Source organism: Methylobacterium sp. Leaf106 (assembly GCF_001422895.1).
Lineage (GTDB): Bacteria > Pseudomonadota > Alphaproteobacteria > Rhizobiales > Beijerinckiaceae > Methylobacterium > Methylobacterium bullatum.
This window is the reverse complement of record NZ_LMNB01000001.1, coordinates 715,067-736,724: the sequence shown is the minus strand read 5'-3', so window position 1 is coordinate 736,724 and position 21,658 is coordinate 715,067. Positions and strand designations below refer to the sequence as shown.

The following is a 21,658-nucleotide window of genomic DNA, read 5'->3' as shown; positions in this document are numbered from 1 at the left end:
GCAGATGCTCTGAAACAAGCGGTTCGCGGCGAGGAAGTCCTTCCTCGCCGCGAAGATCATCAGGGTGGCCAGGACAGCCCGCGGTGAAGTGCATCCGCCTCCGGTGTCATCGCACCGTCGGCTTCCTGCAGGATGAGGGGGGGCGCCAGAGTGAACGGCGCGCGGCTTCCCTTGATTCCCGTCATCAATACCCGGATCGCGGGCCGCTCGATTCGAGCCTGGACCGGCCTCGCGACGATCCCTCCGAAGCGCCTCTGCAAGGCGGCGAGGCAATCCGGCAGGGCATCGGCGCGATGCACGAGGCCGAGCGTCCCGCCCGGCTTCAGGAGGTCGAGACAGGCTTTGATCCAGGCTTCGAGATCACCGTCGGAAAACGTATGGGCCGAGGCCTTTCCCGGGATCGGCGATGGCCTGTGACGCCGGGGTTCGAAAAAGGGCGGGTTGGTCAGGACCAGATCCGCCATGTTCGACGATAGGCCGGCTGCCCTCCGGCTCTCGACCGAGAGAATGTCGGCGGCGGTTACCCCGACCCGGCCATCGAGACCGTTCCCGTGGATGTTCCTCGCCGCGAGGCCGACGAGGTCCGGATCACGCTCAACCAGGATGACCTTCGCCGCCGCCTGGTAGGTGGCCACCGCCAGCCCCACCGCCCCGGTGGCCGCGCCGACATCGATGACGACCGCCCCCGGTGGCGGTCGCACGATTCGGCTCAGGAGCACGGCATCCGTGCCGGCGCGATGGTCCCCGCGCGGCGGCTGATACAGGCAAAGACGGCCGCCGAGCCACAGATCGGCGGTCACGGCCTCGGGGACCGCTTCCTCGATGCTCACATCACGCATCGCGCAGTTCGTGCGCCAGACCGGCGTCCTCCAGCAGACGTCGCGCATCGGACGCATGATCGTCGGGCACGAGCAGACGGCGGGCGAACGCGCCGATCGAGCCTTCGAGCAGGCTCATATGTGTGTCGGCGATCAGGACCGGGATATCCGCCCCCTGCAGCAGCGACTCGGCAAAGCCCATGAGGACGATGTCGTTGCTCCGGATCAGCTCTCTCATGCGTCCACCCGCCTCATCGGCGGCTTCCCGCCGCCGCCCTTTGTATACAGGGAGAAACGCGGGATGTTGCAGCGCCTCGGCGCGCATGCGAAGGGGTGCCCGCGTGGATGTTGGTCACGGGAGATTGCCCGGTCGAGCGGATCGGCCCGAGCGGCGGGTACGCCGCCGGAATCTGCCCGGTGTAAAAAGCTCGGGAGGCATCGCGTTTGGGTGTCGTCGTTTCCTTCGATGAGGGCCGCTCCGATCCGGAGTCGAGCCTGAACGATCTTGTGGCCCTGGTCGCCAAGGGGATGGAACGCGTGAACGCGACCATCCTGTCGCGGACCGGGTCCGACGTCGCGATGATTCCGGAGGTGGCCAATCACCTGATCGCCTCCGGGGGCAAGCGCCTGCGCCCCATCCTCACCCTCGCCACCGCCGATCTCTGCGGATACGGGGCCGGAGATGGCGCGGTGAAGCTCGCCGCCAGCGTCGAGTTCATGCACACGGCGACCCTTCTGCATGACGACGTGGTTGACGAGAGCGATATGCGGCGCGGCCGCGTCGCGGCGCGGATCAAGTGGGGCAACGAGGCGAGCGTGCTCGTCGGTGATTTCCTCCTCGGCCAGGCCTTCCGCATGATGGTGGAGGTCGGTTCGCTACGCGCCCTCGATATTCTCTCGGCCGCCGCGACCGTCATCGCCGAGGGCGAGGTGATGCAGCTCACTGCCGCCAAGAACACCGAGACCTCCGAGGACGAGTACCTCGCGGTCATCCGCGCCAAGACCGCGGAATTGTTTGCCGCCGCCTGCGAGGTCGGCCCGGTGATCGCCGACCGCCCGAGGGCGGAGCAGGCGGCGTGCCGCTCCTATGGCATGAATCTCGGGATCGCCTTCCAGTTGATCGACGACGTTCTCGACTACGGCGGCACCAGTGCCTCCATGGGGAAGAATGTCGGCGACGACTTTCGCGAGGGGAAGATCACCCTGCCGATCGTCCTGGCCTTCCGGCGGGGCAGCGAAGAGGAGCGGACCTTCTGGCGTCGTACACTCCAAGACGGTCGGGTCGAAGAGTCCGATCTCGACACGGCCCTCGCCATCCTGCGGAAACACCGGGCCCTGGAGGACACGATCGACCGGGCGCGCCATTACGGCGCTATCGCCCGCGATGCCCTGGCGCTGTTCCCCAACGGGCCGATGAAGTTGGCCCTGCTGCAGGTGGTGGATTTCTGCATCGCCCGGGCTCACTGAGCCGACAGCGCCTCGCCCACCCCGGTTCGTTTCGCGAGCCGGGGTGGGCCGTCACCGTAGCAAGGCTGCCCGAACCCACCAGGAAGGCTGTGCTGACCGGATAGCGACCGCGGCATGAACCGCATCGGATCGGGTGGCGAACAAGCCGAACACCGTCGCGCCGGAGCCGGACATGCGGGCGAGCCGGCATCCCGGCTGGTCGCGCAGGGCCGTGAGCGAATCGGCGATGACGGGGGCGACCGTGAGCGCCGGCGCTTCCAGATCGTTGCGAGCCGGCGTCACCGCCGCCAGGATCTCGCCGAAGCCGAGACCTCGCGCGAGGAGCGGGTGGGCCTCGCCTGCATGGCGCTGTCCCACCGTCAGCCCCAGCGCCTTGAAGACCGGTGCGGTGGCGACCGGCACGCCAGGATTAATCAGCACGGCCGGCAAAGGCGCGAAACCCAGCGCCGGCCCGACATCCTCGCCGGCACCGCGCATCATCCGGCCGCGTGGATCGAGGCAGACGGGAACGTCCGCCCCGGTGGCGCGGGCGGCCTGGACGACAGCGGGGTGATCGAGGGAAAGGTCGTTGAGGCGCGCCAGCAGCCGCAGGGCTGCGGCCGCATCCGACGAACCGCCGCCGATCCCCGCCGCCACGGGAAGACGCTTGACCAGGTGAAAGCGGCCGAGACGTAGACCGGGGATCGCCTTGGCCAGCCCTCTGGCGGCGCGGATCACGAGGTTGTCGTCGAGGGGACCGGCCGGTCCGGCGGTGGATCCTGAAACGTCGAGGGTCAGCTCACCGCCGGGCATCAGACTCAGCGTATCCCCCGAACCGGTGAAGGCCACGAGGCTTTCTAGCTCGTGATAGCCATCCCCCTCACGACGGCCGAGGACGTGGAGGGTCAGATTGATCTTCGCCGGAGCGCGGGTGACGAGGCTGGGCACGGCTTGCTCTGTCGGAGAGGGGCGGGTCTGTCGACCGCGGGAATGCGCGGCCGGTCTGGCCCCGCGATCCCCCGCCCGTCAAGCCGGGTCTCAGCCGCCGGTCTTCTTGTCGGCCGCGCCAGGGGGCTCGCTCGGAGCCGGAGCGCCCTTCGGCAGATCGGGATTCACCTTCTCCGCCTCGGGAGGATTCTCGGCGGTGGCGGCGGGCTTCTCGAGTTCCGGCAGGCCGTCCTTGAGCTTGGCGTTGATCTTGACGAGATCGTCCGGCTCCGGGTTCAGGTCCTTGGCGTGCTGCCACTGGAACTTGCCTTCGAGCCGCCGTCCCGAACGCCAGTAAGCATCGCCGAGATGGTCGTTGATGGTCGGGTCGCCGGGCTTGAGCTCGATGGCCTTCTCCAACTCGCGCACGGCATCATCGTAGCGGCCGAGGCGGAAATAGGCCCAGCCGAGGCTGTCGATGATCATGCCGTCTCGCGGGCTCGCATCGACGGCCTGCTTCAGCATGGTGAAGGCCTCGTCGATATTCATGTTCTGGTCGACCCAGGAATAGGCGAGGTAGTTGAGCACCTGCGCCCGCGCCGCCGGCTGGTTCGGCGGAACCAGTTCCAGCGCCTTCTTCAGGTCCGCCTCGGCCTTCGGCCATTGCTTGGCCCGCTCGTAGGCGGTGCCGCGGAAGTAGAACGTCGTCCAGTAATTGGAGGCCGGCTGCTTGCCGATGAGTTCGATGGCGCGGCTGTAGGTGGCCGCCGCCTCCTCGTATTTCTTGCGCGAGCGCTGCACGTTGCCGAGGGCGGTCACGACGTCGATGCTGTCGGGATGCTCCTTCATGGCGGCGTCGAGGAGCTGGATCGCCTCCTCGCCCTTGCCGAGCTGCTCGAGATTGAGGCCGATCTGGATGTCGGCGTTGAGCTTCAGCGGCGAGGTTGCCGGCATCTGCGCATAGGCGTCGTTGGCGCGCTCGGTCTGCTTCATCCGGTCGAGCGTATCGGCGAGGGTGAGGCGGGCGAGGGCGTGTTCGGGGGCGAGATAGAGGGCAAGGCGCAGATAGACCACGGCGGGCAACTCGTCGCCCTGGGTCGATCCGGCCGAGCCGAGCCCGTAGAGCACCTCGCCGGCGCCTTCCTGTGCCGTGTTGACCAGGCGGGTCAGGGGCTTGCCGGCCTTGAGCTTGTCGAGGGCGTCACGCACGATCGGGTGACGCGGCAGCAGTTGATCGAAGGTTGTGTAGGCCTGGATCGCCAGGTCCGTCCGACCGGCCTGCGCTTCGAACCGGGCATAGGCATCGACGATGCGCAGCGTGTTCGGGTCCGCGTCGTACGCAGCCTTGAGCCGGCGCTCCGCCTCCGCCTGATCGCCGACGAGGTTGGCGATCAACCCGGCATGGAAGTCGCGGAAAGTGTTGTAGGAGCGCTCGCCCTTCAGCTTGTTCACCACTTCGAGGGCGCGCTTGCCGTCATTGGCACCGGCATAGGCCCAGGCGGTCAGGAGGGTGCTGGTGAGATCGGCAGCAGCACCCCGTCCGCTGCGGGCGAAGTTCTGGCGGGCCTGCGCGAACTGGCCGGCCTTGATCTGGCGGACTCCGAGGCTGAGCTGGGCGAGGCCGTTCGATCCGTCGCGGGCGGTGAGGCGCTCGGCCGCACGGAAGGCGTCGGGCAGAGCGCCGTCGGCGAGCAGCGACACGAAGGCGCGCTCGAGCAATTCGGCATTGCGTGGGTCGGCCTTCACCGCCTCGCGGTAGAAGCTCGCCGCGGCGGAGGTGTCCTTGGAGGCGCCGGCGATATAAGCGGAGAGGAAGTTGCCTTCCAGCGACTCGGCCGGCTCGTATTCCGTCACCGGGGCGGATTCCCGAGGCTGGGCGGCCAGGGCCGTGACCGACGTCGCCACTGAGGCGGCGAGGCACAGGGCGAGAGCCGAGAGGGTCCGGCGGGTCGCGGCGTTTCCGTTCATGGGCACCAGTCGCGTTTGTAGCGCATCGTCCGTCAGGGACCGATGCCGATCGGGCGGGGACACTGAACTCTTCCCGCCATCCTCGCAAGGCGAAAGGATGGCGGGCACTTAGGGTCCGGTGCGTCCTCACATGTTGGGGTAGTTCGGCCCGCCCGGACCCTCCGGCGTCACCCAGTTGATGTTCTGGTTGGGGTCCTTGATATCGCAGGTCTTGCAGTGGACGCAGTTCTGCGCGTTGATCTGGTAGCGGACGCCGTTGCCCTCCTGCACCCATTCGTAGACGCCCGCCGGGCAGTACCGCGCCGAGGGGCCGCCATAGATGTCGTGCTCCGAGGACTTCTGGAGCGCCGCGTCCTTGACGTTGAGATGCGGCGGCTGGTCCTCCTCGTGATTGGTGTTCGAAAGATAGACCGAGGAGAGCCGGTCGAAGGTCAATTTGCCGTCGGGCTTCGGATAGACGATCGGCGTCACCTCCGAGATCGGCTTCGTGGCGGCGTGATCCGGCTTGCCGTGATTGAGCGTGCCGAAGGGCGAGGCGTCGAGGATCGTCTGCGACCACATGTCGAGGCCGCCCAGACCCACACCCACGAGCGTGCCGTATTTCGACCAGAGCGGCTTGACGTTACGCACGCGCTTGAGGTCGCGACCGATGTCGCTGTCGCGCCAACCGGCCTCGTAATCGGTGAGCTCGTCGCCCTGCCGGCCGGCGGTGAGGGCAGCCGCGATGGCCTCGGCCGCCTGCATGCCGGAGAGAACGGCGTTGTGCGACCCCTTGATGCGCGGCACGTTGACGAAGCCGGCCGAGCAGCCGACGAGGCAGCCGCCGGGGAAGACGAGCTTCGGCACCGATTGCCAGCCGCCCTCCATGATGGCGCGTGCGCCGTAGCCGATGCGCTTGGCGCCCTCGAACACGTCGCGGATCATCGGGTGGGTCTTGAAACGTTGGAATTCCTCGAACGGCGACAGGGTCGGGTTCTCGTAGTTCAGGTGCGTGACGAAGCCGACCGAGAGCAGGTGGTCGTCGAAATGATAGAGCCAGGAACCGCCGCCGGTCTTGTTGGAGAGCGGCCAGCCCATGGTATGGCGCACGAGACCGGGCTCGAACGTCTCGGGCTTCAGCTGCCAGAGCTCCTTGACGCCCAATCCGTATTTCTGGTGGTCGCTGTCCCGGTTGAGCTGGAAGCGGTCGATCAGCGTCTTGGTGAGCGAGCCGCGCGCTCCCTCGCCGAAGATCGTGTACTTTCCGCGCAACTCCATGCCGCGGGTGTAATCGTCACGCGGCTCACCGGATTTTCCGATGCCGAGATCGCCGGTGGCCACGCCGATGACCGTGCCGGCATCGTCGTAGAGCACTTCCGAGGCCGGGAAACCGGGATAGATCTCGACGCCGAGCGCCTCGGCCTTGGCACCGAGATACTTCGTCACGTTCGAGAGCGAGCCGACGAAATTGCCGTGGTTCGACATGAATTTCGGGAAGGCGAAGTTCGGCAGCGAGATGCCGCTGTTCTTGGTGAGGAACAGGAACTCGTCACGCTCGACCTCGGTCTTGAGCGGCCGGGCTTCGTCCTGGCGCCACTCGGGAAGCAGGCGGTCCAGCCCGAGCGGATCGATCACCGCGCCGGAGAGGATGTGCGCGCCGACTTCGGACCCCTTCTCCACCACCACGACGGCAAGATCGGCGGCGATCTGCTTGAGGCGGATCGCAGCGGCGAGGCCGGCGGGCCCCGCGCCGACGATCACCACGTCGAAATCCATACCCTCGCGTTCCGGCAACGCCATCCTGTGAACTCCTCCTGCCGCCCCAGCCTGGACCGATCGAGACCGGTCAGCGCGTGCGCGATGTTATGATTGCGAACACTCTCAACCGACTCCAAGCTGGGAACGCAAGCCTGCCAATGGTCTCAGCATGGTCTGAGCCGTCTCGCCGCCGTACCAATGGCCGCGTAACGTGTCCGGCGAAGTGTTGTCCACAGGCCAGTCAGGATCCACATCGAGAACCATGAGCCAAGGTCCCGACCATCAGCGCGACGTGATCGCCGAACTGGACTTCCACGTGGAAGCCGGCGTCGATCTCTGTCTCGACGAACGGCCGCACGACCGCTTCTCCGAAGTCGAGGAGGCGTCACCCTGGCGCCCGGCACCGGCGCGGCACGGCTTACCGACGCACGACCTGCCCCACCTTGATCGTCCCTCGCAAATCTCCGCCCCTCGGGAGCGACCGCAGGCGGATCCCGTGCCCCCCCGTCGTGAATTGCCGCCGCGCGGCGAGGGGCCCGCCACATCGCCCGCACGAACCTACGGGCAATCCGCGGCGTCCAAGCCAGGCGAGGCCGCGGGCGATGCCAGGGCGAGGGCCAGGGATGTCGGGACCCTCGAAGAGCTGGAAGCGCTGCTCGCCGATTTCGACGGATGCCCGCTGAAGTTCACAGCCAAGAACCTCGTCTTCGCCGACGGCAACCCGGCATCGAAACTGATGTTCATCGGCGAGGCCCCTGGCGCCGACGAGGACCGCGTCGGCAAGCCGTTCATGGGCCGCTCGGGCCAGCTTCTAGACCGGATGATGGCGGCGATCGGCCTCGACCGGACGAAAGCCTACGTGACCAACATCGTGCCGTGGCGGCCGCCGGGAAACCGCAATCCGACCCCGCAGGAGGTGTCGATCTGCAAGCCGTTCATCGAGCGCCAGATCGAACTCGCCGACCCGGACGTCATCGTCTGCCTCGGCAGTCCGGCGACGCAGGCGATCACCGGCACGAAGGACGGCATTCTGAAGGCGCGCGGACGGTTCTATCCCTATCGGGTGGGCGACCGGGAGGTGAAGACCCTGGCTACCCTGCACCCGGCCTATCTCCTGCGCCAGCCCCTGCAGAAGCGCTTGGCCTGGCGCGATTTCCGCCTGTTGCGGGCGACACTGGACGGCAAGGCGTAGGGCGAAAGGCGGGGCGGAAGCGGAACTGTATCTTTCACCGCCGGATTAGTTCGGGCACACGAGGCTCAAGACAGAGATGCGTTGGGCGGCCGGCTTCGGGTTGAGTCCACGCCACGAAGGGTGACGAGATCATGCGCTGGGAAGATTTCCGCTCTTCGGACAATGTCGAGGACCGCCGGGGAGAGGGCGGCGGAGGCGGTGGCGGCTTTCCCGGTGGCGGCGCCGGCGGGCTCGGCATCGGCACGATCGTCATCCTCTGCATCATCGGCTGGGTCACCGGCATCAACCCCGCCATCCTGATCGGCGGCGCCGAGCAGATGAGCGGCGGCGGACAGCCGCGCCAGGAACGGGTCGACCCGCAGACACAGGCGCAGCGCAACACCAAACCTACGGACGAAAGCGGACGCTTCGCGGCCGCGATCCTCGGCAACACCGAGGATGTGTGGAAGGAGATTCTGCCCAACCAGACCGGTAAGCAGTACCGCCCCACCGGCATGGTGCTCTATAAAGGCGGTACGCGCAGCGGCTGCGGCTCGGCGCAGGCGGCCATGGGGCCATTCTATTGCCCGCTCGACAAGAAGATTTACCTCGACACGTCGTTCTTCAAGGAGATGGAGCAGAAGTTCGGGGTGAAGGGCGATTTCGCCTATGCCTATGTCATCGCCCATGAGGTCGGCCACCACGTCCAGGACGAGCTCGGCATCCTGGGCAAGGTCCAGGGTCGCCAGCAGGCGGCATCCAGCAAGGTCGAGTCGAACCAGCTCTCCGTTCGCGTCGAGCTGATGGCCGATTGCCTGGCGGGCGTCTGGGCCAAGAACTCGAACGACAAGTACAACTCCCTGGAGCCGGGCGACATCGAGGAAGCCATGCAGGCGGCCAGCGCCATCGGCGACGACAAACTTCAGAAGCAGTCCCAGGGCTACGCCGTGCCGGATTCCTTCACGCACGGTTCGTCCGACCAGCGGATGCGGTGGTTCATGACAGGTTACAAGAGCGGCCAGACCAAGTCCTGCGACACTTTCAGGGCGGCCCGGAACTGACCCAGCGCCGGTAAAGCAACCTGTCGCGGCATCGCGTCCCTCCCGACCGACTTCGGAAAGAGGCCATCGCGCGTCAGCCGGAGCGGTGGAGCACCCAAGGGGTGGCGGGATCGACCTGCCGCCCCATTCGCGGCTAGAACCGGTCGGTACCGCCGAGCCGAGAGCCGTCAGCCATGGTCGCCGCAGACAAGACCCGTAGCTTCATCCCGCTCTCCATCGCGGTGCTGACCGTCTCGGACACCCGTGTCGCCGAGGACGATCGTTCCGGCGACACGCTGTGCGAACGGCTCGTCGCAGCCGGGCATAGCCTCGCCGGCCGCGCCATTGTCCCCGACGAGGTCGCCGCGATCCGCGCTCAGGTGGAATCCTGGACGCGGGACCCGGCTGTCGACGTGGTGATCACCACGGGCGGCACGGGATTCACCGGACGCGATGTGACACCCGAAGCGATCGAGCCGCTGTTCGAGAAGCGGATGGACGGATTCTCGGCGGTCTTCCACCGCATCTCCTACGACAAGATCGGGACGTCAACCCTGCAGTCACGAGCCACGGCGGGGCTCGCGAACGCCACCTTCGTGTTCGTCCTGCCCGGTTCACCGGGCGCGTGCCGCGATGCGTGGGACGGCATCCTCGCCGCGCAACTCGACTATCGGCACCGGCCCTGCAACTTCGTCGAGATCATGCCGCGCCTGGACGAACACCTGCGGCGCGGCGCCTCGATCCCGGTCTGATTACCCTCGGTTCAGCCGCACGTTCACCCGCCGGGGATGCAGGCGGGTCGAGAAGACGGCGCTCGCGATGAGGCGGTCCCGGCGTACGAGGTCTCCGGCGCGCGGCGTGCGCACGCCGATGACGGACTCGCCCTGTGCCGCAAGGCGCGACGGCAACCCCGCATGGGGTCGGCGCAGCCGCCCGAGGACCATCTCCGGCCGGGCGGTGCCGATGAACCGATCGATGGTGCGGATCCAGCCCTCGGCCGGCACGTCACCGGCCTCGAGGCACAGGACCCATTCCCGCCGCGCGGCCCTCGCCCCCTCCGACCAGGGCGGCGTACCGCCCGAACGGACGACGAAGGTCGCGCCCGTGGCCTCGGCCACGGCATCGATCGCAGCATCATGGGCGGGGGCGATGATGACCGCGTCGCCGACGAGCCCGGCGGCAACACCCTCGACGAGAGCCCCCAGAGTATCGGCGAGCTGGTCGACCGCATCGGGGCCGACCGGCATCGCTACATGGATCAGAGCCGAAATCATGCGCGCGCATACCGTATTTTCGGCCCGGAGAAAGCCGGATGGCGCCGAAACAACGACGAGAACCCGCGCCTCGCAGGCATAACCCGTCGATTGCTCTAAAAAAGGGCAGGGACATCCTGAATGTTCCTGATATGTTCGCGACCCGAACGGAGGGGTATCGCGCGACGCGCCGGGCGTCCCTGCGTCACGTCGTCGAAACGGATGGGGAGCAAGGCATGCGGCAGGATGGCAAGATCGATTACCTCGAGTTGCCGGGCGGTGAAATCGACCGGGTGAAAGCCTTCTACGGGAACGCTTTCGGCTGGAGGTTCGTCGATTACGGGCCGCGCTATGCCGCCTTTGACGAGGGACTCGATGGCGGGTTCGATGCCGACGCGGCGAAGGCGGTGCCCTTGCCCGTACTCTATGCGCAAGATCTCGAAGCGATGCAGGCACGGGTCGAGGCGGCGGGGGGCACGATCGTGGCGCCGATCTTCGCTTTTCCCGGCGGTCGCCGCTTCCATTTCAAGGACCCGGCGGGAACGGAACTGGCTGTGTGGTCCGAGCGGTGAAGGCCGGTGGGCACGGGGGTGACGAGGCGTTCGACACGCGCGACCGGCGGCTTGGGGGGAGCACCCTGTCGGCGGATGCGAGAAAGGGGCGGGGGGCCACGGCCAATCCCTGCGGTCGCTACGAACCGGCCCGGCGGGAGGCCTTCGACGACGGTTGGGTTTCGGATGATGCCGCCCAGCGCCTGCGCACCGAAGACCGGCCCGAGCACGCACGCACCATCCTGACGCGGAATACGTCACCGGACCTGCCGTTCGATCGCTCGATCAATCCCTATCGCGGCTGCGAGCACGGATGCGTCTACTGTTTCGCCCGGCCCAACCACGCCTATGTCGGCTTGTCCCCCGGCCTCGATTTCGAGACGAAGCTGTTCCACAAGGCCAACGCGGCCGAGTTGCTGGAGCGCGAGCTCTCCGCGAAGGGCTACGTCCCGCAGACGATCGCCCTCGGGACGGCCACGGACCCGTATCAGCCGATCGAGCGAGACCATGGTATCACCCGCGCCGTGCTCGGCGTCTTGGCGCGCTTCCGCCATCCCGTGGGGATCGTCACGAAATCGAACCTTGTCGCCCGGGACATCGACATCCTGGCGCCGATGGCGGAGCTCGGTCTCGTCAAGGTGGCGATGTCGGTGACGACCCTCGACCCTGTCCTGGCCCGCCGGATGGAGCCGCGCGCTCCCCATCCCGACCGGCGCCTCGAAGCGATCCGTCAGCTCAGCCGCGCGGGCATCCCGGTCATGGTGATGATGGCCCCGGTCATCCCATCGCTGAACGACCACGAGATCGAAGCGGTGCTGGAGCGGGCGCGGGAATGCGGTGCCGTCGAGGCCCGCCATGTCCTGCTGCGGCTGCCGCTCGAACTCGACGACCTCGTGAACGACTGGTTCGCCGAGCATTATCCGGGGCGCCGGCGGCACGTGATGTCGCTCGTGCGCGAGGCCCGTGGCGGCAAGGCCTACGATGCGACCTTCGGCCGGCGGATGACCGGCAGCGGCGCCTATGCCGATCTCATCGCCCAGCGCATGCGGCTGGCGAAGCAACGCCTCCGCTATGCCGATGAGCGCATCTCCCTGCGCACGGATCTCTTCGATCCTACAGCGGCGTCCGGGGCACAGCTCAGCCTGTTGTGACGACAGCGGGGAAGGAAGCGAAACGCTTGGTGAAGCTCACCCGGTGATGCGCGGAGCGGCCGAGGCTCGCCAAACCGGCGAGATGAGCCGCGGTGCCATAGCCAACATTGCGATCCCAGGCATAGGCCGGATGACGGCCGGCCAGAACCCGCATGAGATCGTCCCGCAAGGTCTTGGCGACGATGGAGGCCGCCGCGATCTGGGGCACCAGCCGATCGCCGCCGATCACCGCCCGGCACGGCAGGGACAGGCCGGGGATGGCATCGCGCCCATCCACGGCCACGGGCGCTTCGAGGCCGAGCTTCTCCACCGCTCGCCGCATGGCGTCGAGGGTCGCCGCGCGGACGTTGATCCGGTCCACGAGTTGCCGTGACCCGGCCGCCACCGCCACCTCGGCATGTTCGCGAATCAGAGGCGTCAGGCGCTCGCGCGTTGCCCGGTCGAGCTTCTTGCTGTCGTCGAGGCAGGCCAGCACGGAGGCCGGGAACACGGCAGGATTGAACCAGACCGCCGCCACGACCACGGGGCCGCACAGGGCACCGCGCCCGACCTCGTCGCAGCCGATGAGCGCGGGGAGGGTGCTGGCGACGGGGTCGGCGAATGGTTTGGTCATTGGACCATTGGATATACCTCACCCAAAGACCGGTCACTGGGATTTGGGTGAGAAACGTGTGTGAGCGTGGCCGAACTCTCTGGACGAGGAGGCCGGAAGGTCATCGCCACGGCTTCGGGCTACACCGCAGCTGCCGCCCGGAACGCCCGGCGCCGGGGCGTGGGAAGACCTGTGCCGTGAGCCAGCGAAATGTTGGTGAAGAACTGGCGCGCGCTCTCGCCCCAGGTGTAGCGCAGGGCCTCTGCGCGGCAGCGCTCGCGGGGGATCGACAGGGCGGCGAGCGCCGCCTCGCGCAGGTCGGGTCCGAGGATTCCGGCACCGGTTCCGCCGATGACGTCGAGGGGGCCTGTGACCGGATAGGCCGCCACGGGAACGCCGCAGGCGAGGGCTTCGAGCAGGACGATGCCGAACGTGTCGGTGAGGCTCGGGAACACGAAGACGTCCGCTGCCGCGTAGATGCGGGCGAGCGCCGCGCCGGTCAGGGTGCCGAGGAAGCGGGCCTTTGGATACAGGCCGGCGAGGCGTGCCCGGTCAGGGCCGTCTCCGACCACGATTTTGGTACCCGGCAGGTCGAGATCGAGGAAGGCCGAGACGTTCTTCTCCACCGCCAGCCGGCCGACGAAGAGAAAGAACGGTCCGGACAATCCGACCAGGGCATCGGGCGGGACGTCATCCGGCCCAGCGGGGCGAAAGAGGTCCGTATCGACCCCCCGCGTCCAGCGCATCAGGTTGCCGAATCCGCGTGAGGCGAGGTCACGCTCGAGGGAAGGGGTCGAGACCATCGTCCCGCTCGCCGCGCCGTGAAAGCGCCGCAGCCAGGCGTAGCTCCAGCTTTCGGGAACGGGCGCACGGGCGGCGAGGTATTCGGGAAAGCGCGTGTGATAGCTTGTGGTGAAAGGGCGACCATGGGCGAGACAATAGCGCCGGGTCGCGTAACCGACGGTCCCCTCGGTGGCCACATGGACATGAGTCGGGGCGAGATCCGACCATAGGCGCGCGATTTTGCCCTTGGTCGCATAAGACAGCCGAATCTCCGGATATCCCGGAAGCGGCACCGAGGCGAAGTCCTGATGGGTCAGGAACACGGTCTCGAAGCCGAGCTCCTGGCCCGCCGCCGCCATGTTCTCGAGAGAGCGGACGACCCCGTTGACCTGCGGGTGCCACGCATCGGTGGCGATCAACAGCCTCACGCGACAGCCCGCGCCGGACCGACGGTGACCGCGCTGCGCTCCGCTTCTTCCGCGGCGGCCCGCGCCCGCAACACGCTCGGGTAATGCAGCACCTCCATGGTGCCGTCGTAATGCTCGACGATGGCGGTGCAGGATTCCACCCAATCCCCGGTGTTCAGATAGGTCAGCCCGGCGATCTGCCGGTGCGCGGCATGGTGGATGTGTCCACAGATGACACCGTCCGCGCCCACGCGCTTGGCCTCCGCGCTGAGCAACTCCTCGAACTTTCCGATGAAATTGACGGCGTTCTTCACCTTCAGCTTCGCCCAGGCCGACAGCGACCAATAGGCGAGGCCGAGGCGACGCCGGATCGTGTTCAGATGCGTGTTGATGAAGAGCGCGAACGTGTAGGCCCCGTCGCCCAGGAAGGCGATCCATTTGGCATGCCGCACGACCATGTCGAACTGGTCGCCATGGATGACGAGGTAGCGCTTGCCGTCCGCGGCGACGTGGATCCGGTCGTCCACCACCTCGATCCCGCCGAACGTCATGCCGAGATAATCGCGCAGGAACTCGTCGTGGTTGCCGGGGATGTAGATCAGCGTCGAGCCCTTGCGCACTTTGCGCAGCAGTTTCTGCACCACGTCGTTGTGGCTCTGCGGCCAGAACCAGCCCGATTTGAGCTGCCACCCGTCCACGATGTCGCCGACGAGGTAGATCTCGTCGGCATCGTAATCCCGCAGGAATTCCAGCAACAATCCTGCCTGACAGCCCTTCGTGCCCAGATGCATATCGGACAGGAAGAGCGTCCTCACGCGGATCGTCTTCTCTGTATCTTCGCCCACGACCCACTCCGAACGGCTTCGGTGCATTGAGCCAAACCGGATTCCCGTATCAGTTTGATGACGTGCGCTGTCTCGCCCCGTGGCTCGCCTTGCAATGCGACTACTTCAACCGCATCGCGCGGATGTTGCACTGCGCGACAAATTTTTTGAGTGGCCGGGAAGTTTTTTGCGTTTTCCTTCGGTGGCGAACCCCGGCATAGTCCCGATCAAGGTGACCCACCGGATCGCGCTGGAAAGCGCGTGTCCGGAGCCCATGCGAGGCGGAATCAAGGTTGCCGACGAGGTGAGAAACGACGTCCAAGGCCCTGGGAGTGTGCGGTATTCGCGCGCCCCGGCCAACGGAGAGAGGCTTGATCCAGTCGAAGGCAGTCACGTCGAGCGCTCCGGAACTCGCAGTCATCGGTGATGGCACGAGGCGGGCCTCGCGCCTTCCGCCGACGATCGTGGACCGTGCCTTCTCCTCCAGACGGACGCGCGGCAGCCGGGCCTCCTGGCAGCGCCGCCGTTTCTTTCCCGAAGCTTAGGAACCGTCCCGGCTGCCCATCAGGCCGGATCGCGACCTCGGACCACCGTATTCGATCCCAGCGTCGCACGATGCGTGCGCGCGAACCGAAGAAGAACCGGAGACACAACATGGCGGCAACGAGACGGCCGGGTCGGAACCATCTGTTCGTTCCGGGCCCCACGAACATCCCCGACCGCGTCCAGCGGGCGATGATCGTTCCCTCCGAGGATCACCGTTCGGTGGATTTCCCGACGCTGACCAAGCCCCTGTTCGAAGAGACCAAGGCCGTGTTCGGCTCGACCGAGGGCACGATCTTCCTGTTCCCGGCCTCGGGTACCGGCATCTGGGAATCGGCACTGACCAACACCCTGCATCGCGGCGACACGGTGCTGACCTCGCGCTTCGGCCAGTTCAGCCACCTGTGGATCGACATGGCCCAGCGTCTGGGCCTGAACGTGATCGTTCAGGAAGAAGAGTGGGGCACGGGTGCGAACCCGCAGCGGATCGAGGAGGCCCTGCGCGCCGACACGAACCACGAGATCAAGGCCGTCATGACGGTCCATAACGAGACCGCCACCGGCGTCACCAGCGACATCGGTGCCGTGCGCAAGGCGATCGACGCGGCCGGCCACCCGGCACTTCTCTTCGTCGATGGCGTGTCCTCGATCGGCTCGCTGCCGTTCTACGCCGACGAGTGGAAGGTCGATTGCGCCATCGCCGGCTCGCAGAAGGGCCTGATGCTCCCCGCCGGCCTCGGCGTGATCTGCGTCAGCCAGAAGGCGCTCAAGGCCGCCGAGTCCTCGTCGGGCCCGAACGACCGTCTCGCGCATGTCTACTTCGACTGGGCCGACCATCAGAAGCAGAACGGCGCCGGCTACTTCCCCTACACCCCCGCCCTGCCGCTTCTCTACGGCCTGCGCGAGGCACTCGCCTGCCTGCGGGAAGAAGGTCTCGAGAACGTCTACCACCGCCATGCCGTACTCGCCGAGGCGACCCGCCAGGCCGTGGCGGCCTGGGGTCTCAAGACCTGCGCCAAGGAAGCCAAGTGGAACTCGGACACGGTGACGGCCATCCTCGTCCCCGAGGGTGTCGACGCCGCCGCGATCATCAAGCACGCCTTCGTGCGCTACAACCTCGCCCTCGGCGCGGGTCTGAGCCAGGTGGCCGGCAAGGTGTTCCGCATCGGCCACGTGGGTGACTTGAACGAGCTCTCGCTTCTCGGCGCCATCGCCGGCGCGGAAATGGCCATGCTCGACAACGGCGTGAAGGTGCAGCCGGGCTCCGGCGTCGCCGCCGCCTCCAGCTACCTGCGTGAGAACCCCCTCGCCAAGTCCTGATCGAAGCTGTTTCCCGGGGCCGGCATCTCGCCGGCCCCGGGGCATCGTCTATAGAAGCGTGTATCGCGTAACGTCGCGCTCGGCGCGGAACGTCGCTTGAGGGTTCCAATGGCGCACAAAATCGTCTTCCTCGATCGTGAATCCCTCGACGCCAAGGTGCGTGAGTTCAATTTCCCGCACGAATATACCGAGTACGACTCCACCTGGACGCCGGAGGAGATCGTCGAGCGCCTGAAGGGGGCCGAGATCGCGCTGATCAACAAGGTGCCCATGCGCGCCGAGACGTTGAAGCAGCTCCCCGACCTCAAGCTCATCGCCGTGGCCGCCACCGGCACCGATGTCGTCGACAAGGCCGTCGCCAAGGAACTCGGCATCACGGTCGTCAATATCCGCAACTACGCCTTCAACACCGTGCCCGAGCACGTGATCGGCCTGATGTTCGCCCTGCGGCGCGCCATCGTGCCCTACGCGAACTCCGTGCGCCGGGGCGATTGGGCGAAGTCCACCCAGTTCTGCTACTTCGATTATCCGATCCACGACATCGCCGGCTCGACGCTGGGCATCGTCGGCTATGGCGCGCTCGGCAAGTCCATCGCCAAGCGGGCGGAAGCGCTCGGCATGAAGGTCATCGCCTACGACGTGTTCCCGCAGGAAGGCCTCGTGGATTTCGAGACGATCCTGACCGAATCCGACGTCATCACCCTGCATGCGCCGCTGACGCCGGAGACCCGGAACATGATCGGCGCCGAGCAGCTGGCCAAGATGAAGAAACACGCCATCCTGATCAACACGGCGCGTGGCGGCCTCGTCGATGAGGAGGCTCTTGCCGAGGCCCTGAAGGCCGGCACGATCGGTGGCGCCGGATTCGATGTGGTGATGACCGAGCCGCCCAAGAACGGCAACATCCTGTGCGAGCTCGACCTGCCCAACCTCATCGTCACGCCGCACGTGGCCTGGGCGAGCAAGGAGGCCATGCAGATCCTGGCCGACCAGCTCGTGGACAACGTCGAGGCCTATGTTGCGGGCAAGCCGCAGAACGTGGTGTGAGGATCGGGCTCCATACGTGGAGACCCGGCTCGGAGACGAAGACGTCCCTCCGGGGCCGTGGAGCGGAGCCCGAAATCCAAATCGCCGGGCGCTGATCGAGGCTGTGCCGCCGGGGTGTTTGGATGACGGGCCGCCGACACTGCGGAATGTCGGAGCACACCATCGCGCGGCTCATCGCAGTCTCGCCAATCATACGATAACCGCGCAGCGACGCGGGCAGAGGAAACGACATGACGAAGAAGCTGCTGTTCCAATTCGATACCGATACCGTTCCGAGCGTGTTCGATGTGGTCGTTGGTTATGACGGCGGGGCCGATCGCATCACCGGCTACGGCAACGTGACGCCCGACAACGTCGGCGCGCTGGTGGACGGCACGATTTACACCCGCGGGGGTTCCGAGAAGAAATCCACGGCGATCTTCGTCGGCGGCGGCAGCATGGCGGCCGGCGAAGCCGTGTTCGAGGCGGTGAAGAAGCGCTTCTTCGGCCCCTTCCGCGTGTCGATCATGCTCGATTCGAACGGCTCGAACACCACCGCCGCCGCCGGCGTCGCGCTGGTTCAGAAGGCCGCCGGATCGCTCCAGGGCAAGAAGGCCGTCGTGCTCGCCGGCACCGGTCCGGTGGGCATGCGCTCGGCAGCGCTCCTTGCGCAGGAAGGCGCCACCGTCGTCCTCTGCGGTCGTTCGCTGGACAAGGCACAGGCCGCAGCCGATTCCATCAACAAGCGTTTCAAGGTCGAGATCAGCGCCGCCGCGACGCCGGACGCCGCCTCGCGCGCCGCCATCGTCAAGGGCCAGAACCTCGTTTTCTCAGCCGGCGCCATCGGCCTCGAGCTTCTTGCCGAAGCCGACTGGAAGGACGAGGCAAGCATCGAGTTCATCGCCGACTACAACGCCCAGCCGCCCCTCGGCTTCGGCGGCATCGACGCCATGGACAAGGGTAAGGAGCGCCACGGCAAGAAGGTGTTCGGGGCCCTCGGCATCGGCGGCCTGAAGCTGAAGCTGCACCGCGCCTGCGTCGGCCAGCTCTTCGACAGCGCCGAGAAGGTCTTCGACGCCGAGGAGATCTATGCCCTCGCCAAGACGATGGCCTGACCCATGAGCGAGAAGACGTCGCCCGCCAACGAAACCATCCAGAGCTTCCTTGACGGGCTCGCGAGCTCGGCCCCGACCCCCGGAGGCGGCGGAGCCGCCGCCATCTCCGGTGCCATGGGCGCCGCGCTCCTCAGCATGGTGTGCAACCTCACCATCGGAAAGAAGAAGTACGTCGAGGTGGAGGGCGAGCTGAAGGAGATCCTCGACAAGTCCGAAGCGCTCCGGGCCGAACTCACCGGAATGATCGCCGACGATGTCGAGGCTTTCGACGCCGTGATGGGAGCCTACGGCCTGCCGAAGGGCACCGACGAGGAGAAGGTGGCCCGTGCCGCCAGAATCCAAGAGGCCCTCAAGGTCGCCACCGACGTGCCGCTCGCCTGCTGCCGTGCCTGCCGCGAGGTCATCGACCTCGCCGAGGCCGTGGCCGACAAGGGCAACCTCAACGTCATCTCCGATGCCGGGGTCGCGGTTCTCTCCGCTCATGCCGGACTGCGCAGCGCAGCGCTCAACGTCTATGTCAACGCCAAGGGCCTGGACGATCGGGGATTTGCCGATGAGCGACTGAAGCAACTCGAAGAGTTGCTTGGGCCAGCAGGACCATTGAACGAGAAGATCTACGAGGTCGTGAAGGCCAAGGTGAACTAAGACCAACGACAGGCCGGCGAGAGCAAACTCAGCCGGCCTTTTCGTCTAAAAAATACATTCCGTCCGCCGTTAAAGGCGGAGTGAAAGAGAATGTAAAAAAATATTACAACAGAAGCTCTTTCCGTGAAGTGAAATTTACGAGAGTGTCTGTCCCAGGGAAAAACGCCGAGGAGAACGCACATGGACGTGCATGAGTATCAAGCCAAGGAGCTGCTCGCCGGATTCGGCGTCGCGGTTCCCAAAGGCGCGGTGGCCTTCAGCCCCGACCAGGCAGTCTACGCCGCCACCGAGCTCGGTGGCTCGTTCTGGGCGGTGAAGGCCCAGATCCATGCCGGTGCGCGCGGCAAGGCCGGCGGCATCAAGCTGTGCCGGACCTACAACGAGGTTCGCGATGCCGCCAAGGACCTCCTCGGCAAGCGTCTCGTCACCCTGCAGACCGGCCCCGAGGGCAAGCCTGTCCAGCGCGTCTATATCGAGACCGCCGACCCGTTCGAGCGCGAACTCTATCTCGGCTACGTCCTCGACCGTAAGGCCGAGCGCGTCCGCGTGATCGCCTCGCAGCGCGGCGGCATGGATATCGAAGAGATCGCCGCCAACGAGCCCGAGGCCCTGATCCAGGTCGTGGTCGAGCCGGCCGTCGGTCTGCAGCAGTTCCAGGCCCGCGAGATCGCGTTCCAGCTCGGCCTGAACATCAAGCAGGTCTCGGCGGCCGTGAAGACGATCATGAACGCCTACCGGGCGTTCCGTGATTGCGACGGTACGATGCTGGAGATCAACCCTCTCGTCGTCACCAAGGACGACCGCGTCCTGGCGCTCGACGCCAAGATGTCCTTCGACGACAACGCCATGTTCCGCCGGCGCAACATCGCCGACATGCACGATCCCTCGCAGGGCGACCCGCGCGAGGCCCAGGCCGCCGAGCACAATCTCAGCTATATCGGCCTCGACGGCGAGATCGGGTGCATCGTCAACGGCGCCGGCCTCGCCATGGCCACCATGGACATGATCAAGCACGCGGGCGGCGAGCCGGCGAACTTCCTCGATGTCGGCGGCGGCGCTAGCCCCGACCGTGTGGCGACGGCCTTCCGGCTCGTCCTCTCGGACCGCAACGTCAAGGCGATCCTCGTCAACATCTTCGCCGGCATCAACCGCTGCGACTGGGTCGCCCAGGGCGTGATCCAGGCGGCGAAGGAAGTGAAGATCGACGTGCCGCTCATCGTCCGGCTCGCCGGAACGAATGTCGAGGCAGGCAAGAAGATCCTGGCCGAGAGCGGCCTCGATCTCATCACCGCCGACAGCCTGTCGGATGCCGCCACCAAGGCCGTCGCCGCCTGCGACGCCGCCAAGCGCAACCACTGAGACGAGGGGAGGATACGTCATGAGCATTCTGATCGACGAGAAGACCCCGATCATCGTCCAGGGCATCACCGGCGATAAGGGTACGTTCCACGCCAAGGAGATGATCGAGTACGGCTCGAACATCGTCGGCGGCGTCACCCCGGGCAAGGGCGGCAAGACCCATCTCGGCGTCCCGGTGTTCAACACCGTCAAGGAGGCCGTCGAGGCCACCGGAGCCACCACCTCGATCACCTTCGTCGCACCGCCCTTCGCGGCCGACGCGATCATGGAAGGGGCCGATGCCGGGCTCGCGCTGATCTGCTCGATCACCGACGGCATCCCGGCCCAGGACATGATGCGGGTGAAGCGGTATCTGCGCCGCTACCCCAAGGACAAGCGCACCATGGTGGTGGGCCCCAACTGCGCCGGCATCATCTCGCCCGGCAAGTCGATGCTCGGCATCATGCCCGGCCACATCTACCTCAAGGGCAATGTCGGCGTGATCTCGCGCTCGGGCACCCTCGGCTACGAGGCGGCGGCGCAGATGAAGGAGAAGGGCATCGGCATCACCACGTCGGTGGGTATCGGCGGCGACCCGATCAACGGGTCGTCCTTCCTCGACCATCTCGCCCTGTTTGAGCAGGACCCCGACACCAAGGCCGTGCTGATGATCGGCGAGATCGGTGGTCCGCAGGAGGCCGAGGCCTCGGCCTGGATCAAGGAGAACATGTCGAAGCCCGTCATCGGCTTCGTCGCCGGTCTCACCGCTCCGAAGGGCCGCCGCATGGGCCATGCCGGCGCCATCATCTCCGCCACCGGCGACAGTGCCGCCGAGAAGGCCGAGATCATGCGCTCCTATGGCCTGACCGTGGCCCCCAGCCCCGGCGATTTCGGCTCGACGGTCGAGCAGGTGATGCGCAAACTCGCCGCCTGAACGCGCAAACCCTCCCCCTCAGCGGGGGAGGGTGGTCGCGGAGCGACCGGGAGAGGGGCAGCGCCGCCC

The 21,658-nt window shown here is 66.6% G+C and carries 21 protein-coding genes; 12 read left to right on the top strand and 9 right to left on the bottom strand.

What is annotated here, in order from left to right; translation table 11 throughout:
- Positions 1 to 59 precede the first annotated feature (59 nt).
- Positions 60 to 839, bottom strand: a complete 780-nt coding sequence (locus tag ASF34_RS03645) for a tRNA1(Val) (adenine(37)-N6)-methyltransferase (protein WP_056158666.1) — start codon at positions 837 to 839, stop codon at positions 60 to 62.
- Positions 832 to 1,056 (bottom strand): putative signal transducing protein, encoded by a 225-nt coding sequence (locus tag ASF34_RS03640; RefSeq protein ID WP_018042381.1) that lies wholly within the window; start codon positions 1,054 to 1,056, stop codon positions 832 to 834. The genes ASF34_RS03645 and ASF34_RS03640 overlap by 8 nt, the downstream gene beginning before the upstream one ends.
- Positions 1,057 to 1,262: 206 nt before the next feature.
- On the opposite strand from ASF34_RS03640, the gene ASF34_RS03635 reads away from it, so the two are divergent.
- Positions 1,263 to 2,285 (top strand): polyprenyl synthetase family protein, encoded by a 1,023-nt coding sequence (locus ASF34_RS03635; protein ID WP_056158663.1) that lies wholly within the window; start codon positions 1,263 to 1,265, stop codon positions 2,283 to 2,285.
- A 51-nt stretch (positions 2,286 to 2,336) separates the two neighbouring features.
- Here ASF34_RS03635 and ASF34_RS03630 read toward each other — a convergent pair whose 3' ends face one another.
- From ASF34_RS03630 to ASF34_RS03620, 3 genes are all read right to left on the bottom strand, one after another.
- The gene (locus ASF34_RS03630) at positions 2,337 to 3,212 is read right to left on the bottom strand and encodes a 4-(cytidine 5'-diphospho)-2-C-methyl-D-erythritol kinase (RefSeq protein WP_056158662.1); all 876 of its coding nucleotides are present in this window, start codon (positions 3,210 to 3,212) and stop codon (positions 2,337 to 2,339) included.
- Between the two features lie 90 nt (positions 3,213 to 3,302).
- A complete protein-coding gene (locus ASF34_RS03625) occupies positions 3,303 to 5,159 on the bottom strand; it encodes a tetratricopeptide repeat protein (protein ID WP_018042384.1) in 1,857 nt (618 codons plus the stop codon).
- Positions 5,160 to 5,285: 126 nt separating this feature from the next.
- A complete protein-coding gene (locus ASF34_RS03620) occupies positions 5,286 to 6,938 on the bottom strand; it encodes an electron transfer flavoprotein-ubiquinone oxidoreductase (protein WP_056158659.1) in 1,653 nt (550 codons plus the stop codon).
- 220 nt (positions 6,939 to 7,158) lie between these two features.
- Here ASF34_RS03620 and ASF34_RS03615 point away from each other — a divergent pair, with 220 nt between their 5' ends.
- From ASF34_RS03615 to moaB, 3 genes are all read left to right on the top strand, one after another.
- Complete coding sequence (locus ASF34_RS03615; RefSeq protein WP_056158657.1) at positions 7,159 to 8,088, top strand: uracil-DNA glycosylase; 930 nt, start codon at positions 7,159 to 7,161, stop codon at positions 8,086 to 8,088.
- Between the two features lie 131 nt (positions 8,089 to 8,219).
- On the top strand, positions 8,220 to 9,128 hold the full coding sequence (gene ypfJ / locus ASF34_RS03610) for a KPN_02809 family neutral zinc metallopeptidase (RefSeq protein WP_018042387.1): 909 nt from the start codon (positions 8,220 to 8,222) through the stop codon (positions 9,126 to 9,128).
- A gap of 173 nt (positions 9,129 to 9,301) precedes the next feature.
- Entirely contained in the window at positions 9,302 to 9,859 is a 558-nt protein-coding gene (gene moaB / locus ASF34_RS03605; protein WP_056158654.1) for a molybdenum cofactor biosynthesis protein B, read from the top strand.
- Here moaB and ASF34_RS03600 read toward each other — a convergent pair whose 3' ends face one another.
- Entirely contained in the window at positions 9,860 to 10,381 is a 522-nt protein-coding gene (locus ASF34_RS03600; protein ID WP_018042389.1) for a hypothetical protein, read from the bottom strand.
- 215 nt (positions 10,382 to 10,596) lie between these two features.
- Here ASF34_RS03600 and ASF34_RS03595 point away from each other — a divergent pair, with 215 nt between their 5' ends.
- Positions 10,597 to 10,932 (top strand): VOC family protein, encoded by a 336-nt coding sequence (locus ASF34_RS03595; protein WP_056158651.1) that lies wholly within the window; start codon positions 10,597 to 10,599, stop codon positions 10,930 to 10,932.
- The gene (locus ASF34_RS03590) at positions 10,929 to 12,062 is read left to right on the top strand and encodes a PA0069 family radical SAM protein (RefSeq protein ID WP_056158975.1); all 1,134 of its coding nucleotides are present in this window, start codon (positions 10,929 to 10,931) and stop codon (positions 12,060 to 12,062) included. The genes ASF34_RS03595 and ASF34_RS03590 overlap by 4 nt, the downstream gene beginning before the upstream one ends.
- Here the strand turns inward: ASF34_RS03590 and ASF34_RS03585 are convergent.
- From ASF34_RS03585 to ASF34_RS03575, 3 genes are all read right to left on the bottom strand, one after another.
- Positions 12,049 to 12,675, bottom strand: coding sequence for a ribonuclease HII (locus ASF34_RS03585; RefSeq protein WP_056158649.1), 627 nt, complete (start codon positions 12,673 to 12,675; stop codon positions 12,049 to 12,051). The genes ASF34_RS03590 and ASF34_RS03585 overlap by 14 nt on opposite strands.
- Positions 12,676 to 12,794: 119 nt before the next feature.
- Positions 12,795 to 13,865, bottom strand: coding sequence for a glycosyltransferase family 4 protein (locus ASF34_RS03580; RefSeq protein WP_026175684.1), 1,071 nt, complete (start codon positions 13,863 to 13,865; stop codon positions 12,795 to 12,797).
- Positions 13,862 to 14,689: a UDP-2,3-diacylglucosamine diphosphatase gene (locus ASF34_RS03575; RefSeq protein ID WP_026175685.1), complete on the bottom strand. Its 828-nt coding sequence runs from the start codon at positions 14,687 to 14,689 to the stop codon at positions 13,862 to 13,864. Before ASF34_RS03575 ends, ASF34_RS03580 begins: the two co-directional genes overlap by 4 nt.
- A 633-nt stretch (positions 14,690 to 15,322) precedes the next feature.
- On the opposite strand from ASF34_RS03575, the gene ASF34_RS03570 reads away from it, so the two are divergent.
- The 6 genes from ASF34_RS03570 to sucD all read left to right on the top strand — a co-directional run bounded on the left by ASF34_RS03570 (position 15,323) and on the right by sucD (position 21,589).
- Entirely contained in the window at positions 15,323 to 16,531 is a 1,209-nt protein-coding gene (locus tag ASF34_RS03570) for an aminotransferase class V-fold PLP-dependent enzyme (RefSeq protein WP_056158972.1), read from the top strand.
- A gap of 108 nt (positions 16,532 to 16,639) precedes the next feature.
- A complete protein-coding gene (locus tag ASF34_RS03565) occupies positions 16,640 to 17,578 on the top strand; it encodes a D-2-hydroxyacid dehydrogenase (protein ID WP_018042396.1) in 939 nt (312 codons plus the stop codon).
- A 230-nt stretch (positions 17,579 to 17,808) separates the two neighbouring features.
- Positions 17,809 to 18,672, top strand: coding sequence for an NADP-dependent methylenetetrahydromethanopterin/methylenetetrahydrofolate dehydrogenase (locus ASF34_RS03560; RefSeq protein WP_056158646.1), 864 nt, complete (start codon positions 17,809 to 17,811; stop codon positions 18,670 to 18,672).
- Positions 18,673 to 18,675: 3 nt separating this feature from the next.
- A complete protein-coding gene (gene fchA / locus ASF34_RS03555) occupies positions 18,676 to 19,317 on the top strand; it encodes a methenyltetrahydrofolate cyclohydrolase (protein WP_056158641.1) in 642 nt (213 codons plus the stop codon).
- Positions 19,318 to 19,497: 180 nt separating this feature from the next.
- Positions 19,498 to 20,676: a malate--CoA ligase subunit beta gene (locus tag ASF34_RS03550; protein ID WP_018042399.1), complete on the top strand. Its 1,179-nt coding sequence runs from the start codon at positions 19,498 to 19,500 to the stop codon at positions 20,674 to 20,676.
- 19 nt (positions 20,677 to 20,695) lie between these two features.
- A complete protein-coding gene (gene sucD / locus ASF34_RS03545) occupies positions 20,696 to 21,589 on the top strand; it encodes a succinate--CoA ligase subunit alpha (protein WP_018042400.1) in 894 nt (297 codons plus the stop codon).
- Positions 21,590 to 21,658 lie beyond the last annotated feature (69 nt).

What these genes read in the sequence shown, in the direction of transcription:
- fchA (WP_056158641.1), top strand. Translation starts at nt 18,676, where the DNA reads ATGAGCGAGAAGACGTCGCCCGCCAACGAAACCATCCAGAGCTTCCTT.
- ASF34_RS03560 (WP_056158646.1), top strand. Translation starts at nt 17,809, where the DNA reads ATGACGAAGAAGCTGCTGTTCCAATTCGATACCGATACCGTTCCGAGC.
- ASF34_RS03615 (WP_056158657.1), top strand. Translation starts at nt 7,159, where the DNA reads ATGAGCCAAGGTCCCGACCATCAGCGCGACGTGATCGCCGAACTGGAC.
- ypfJ (WP_018042387.1), top strand. Translation starts at nt 8,220, where the DNA reads ATGCGCTGGGAAGATTTCCGCTCTTCGGACAATGTCGAGGACCGCCGG.
- ASF34_RS03625 (WP_018042384.1), bottom strand. Translation starts at nt 5,159, where the DNA reads ATGAACGGAAACGCCGCGACCCGCCGGACCCTCTCGGCTCTCGCCCTG.
- ASF34_RS03600 (WP_018042389.1), bottom strand. Translation starts at nt 10,381, where the DNA reads ATGATTTCGGCTCTGATCCATGTAGCGATGCCGGTCGGCCCCGATGCG.
- sucD (WP_018042400.1), top strand. Translation starts at nt 20,696, where the DNA reads ATGAGCATTCTGATCGACGAGAAGACCCCGATCATCGTCCAGGGCATC.
- ASF34_RS03620 (WP_056158659.1), bottom strand. Translation starts at nt 6,938, where the DNA reads ATGGCGTTGCCGGAACGCGAGGGTATGGATTTCGACGTGGTGATCGTC.
- ASF34_RS03550 (WP_018042399.1), top strand. Translation starts at nt 19,498, where the DNA reads ATGGACGTGCATGAGTATCAAGCCAAGGAGCTGCTCGCCGGATTCGGC.
- ASF34_RS03585 (WP_056158649.1), bottom strand. Translation starts at nt 12,675, where the DNA reads ATGACCAAACCATTCGCCGACCCCGTCGCCAGCACCCTCCCCGCGCTC.
- ASF34_RS03595 (WP_056158651.1), top strand. Translation starts at nt 10,597, where the DNA reads ATGCGGCAGGATGGCAAGATCGATTACCTCGAGTTGCCGGGCGGTGAA.
- moaB (WP_056158654.1), top strand. Translation starts at nt 9,302, where the DNA reads ATGGTCGCCGCAGACAAGACCCGTAGCTTCATCCCGCTCTCCATCGCG.
- ASF34_RS03640 (WP_018042381.1), bottom strand. Translation starts at nt 1,056, where the DNA reads ATGAGAGAGCTGATCCGGAGCAACGACATCGTCCTCATGGGCTTTGCC.
- ASF34_RS03570 (WP_056158972.1), top strand. Translation starts at nt 15,323, where the DNA reads ATGGCGGCAACGAGACGGCCGGGTCGGAACCATCTGTTCGTTCCGGGC.
- ASF34_RS03645 (WP_056158666.1), bottom strand. Translation starts at nt 839, where the DNA reads ATGCGTGATGTGAGCATCGAGGAAGCGGTCCCCGAGGCCGTGACCGCC.
- ASF34_RS03565 (WP_018042396.1), top strand. Translation starts at nt 16,640, where the DNA reads ATGGCGCACAAAATCGTCTTCCTCGATCGTGAATCCCTCGACGCCAAG.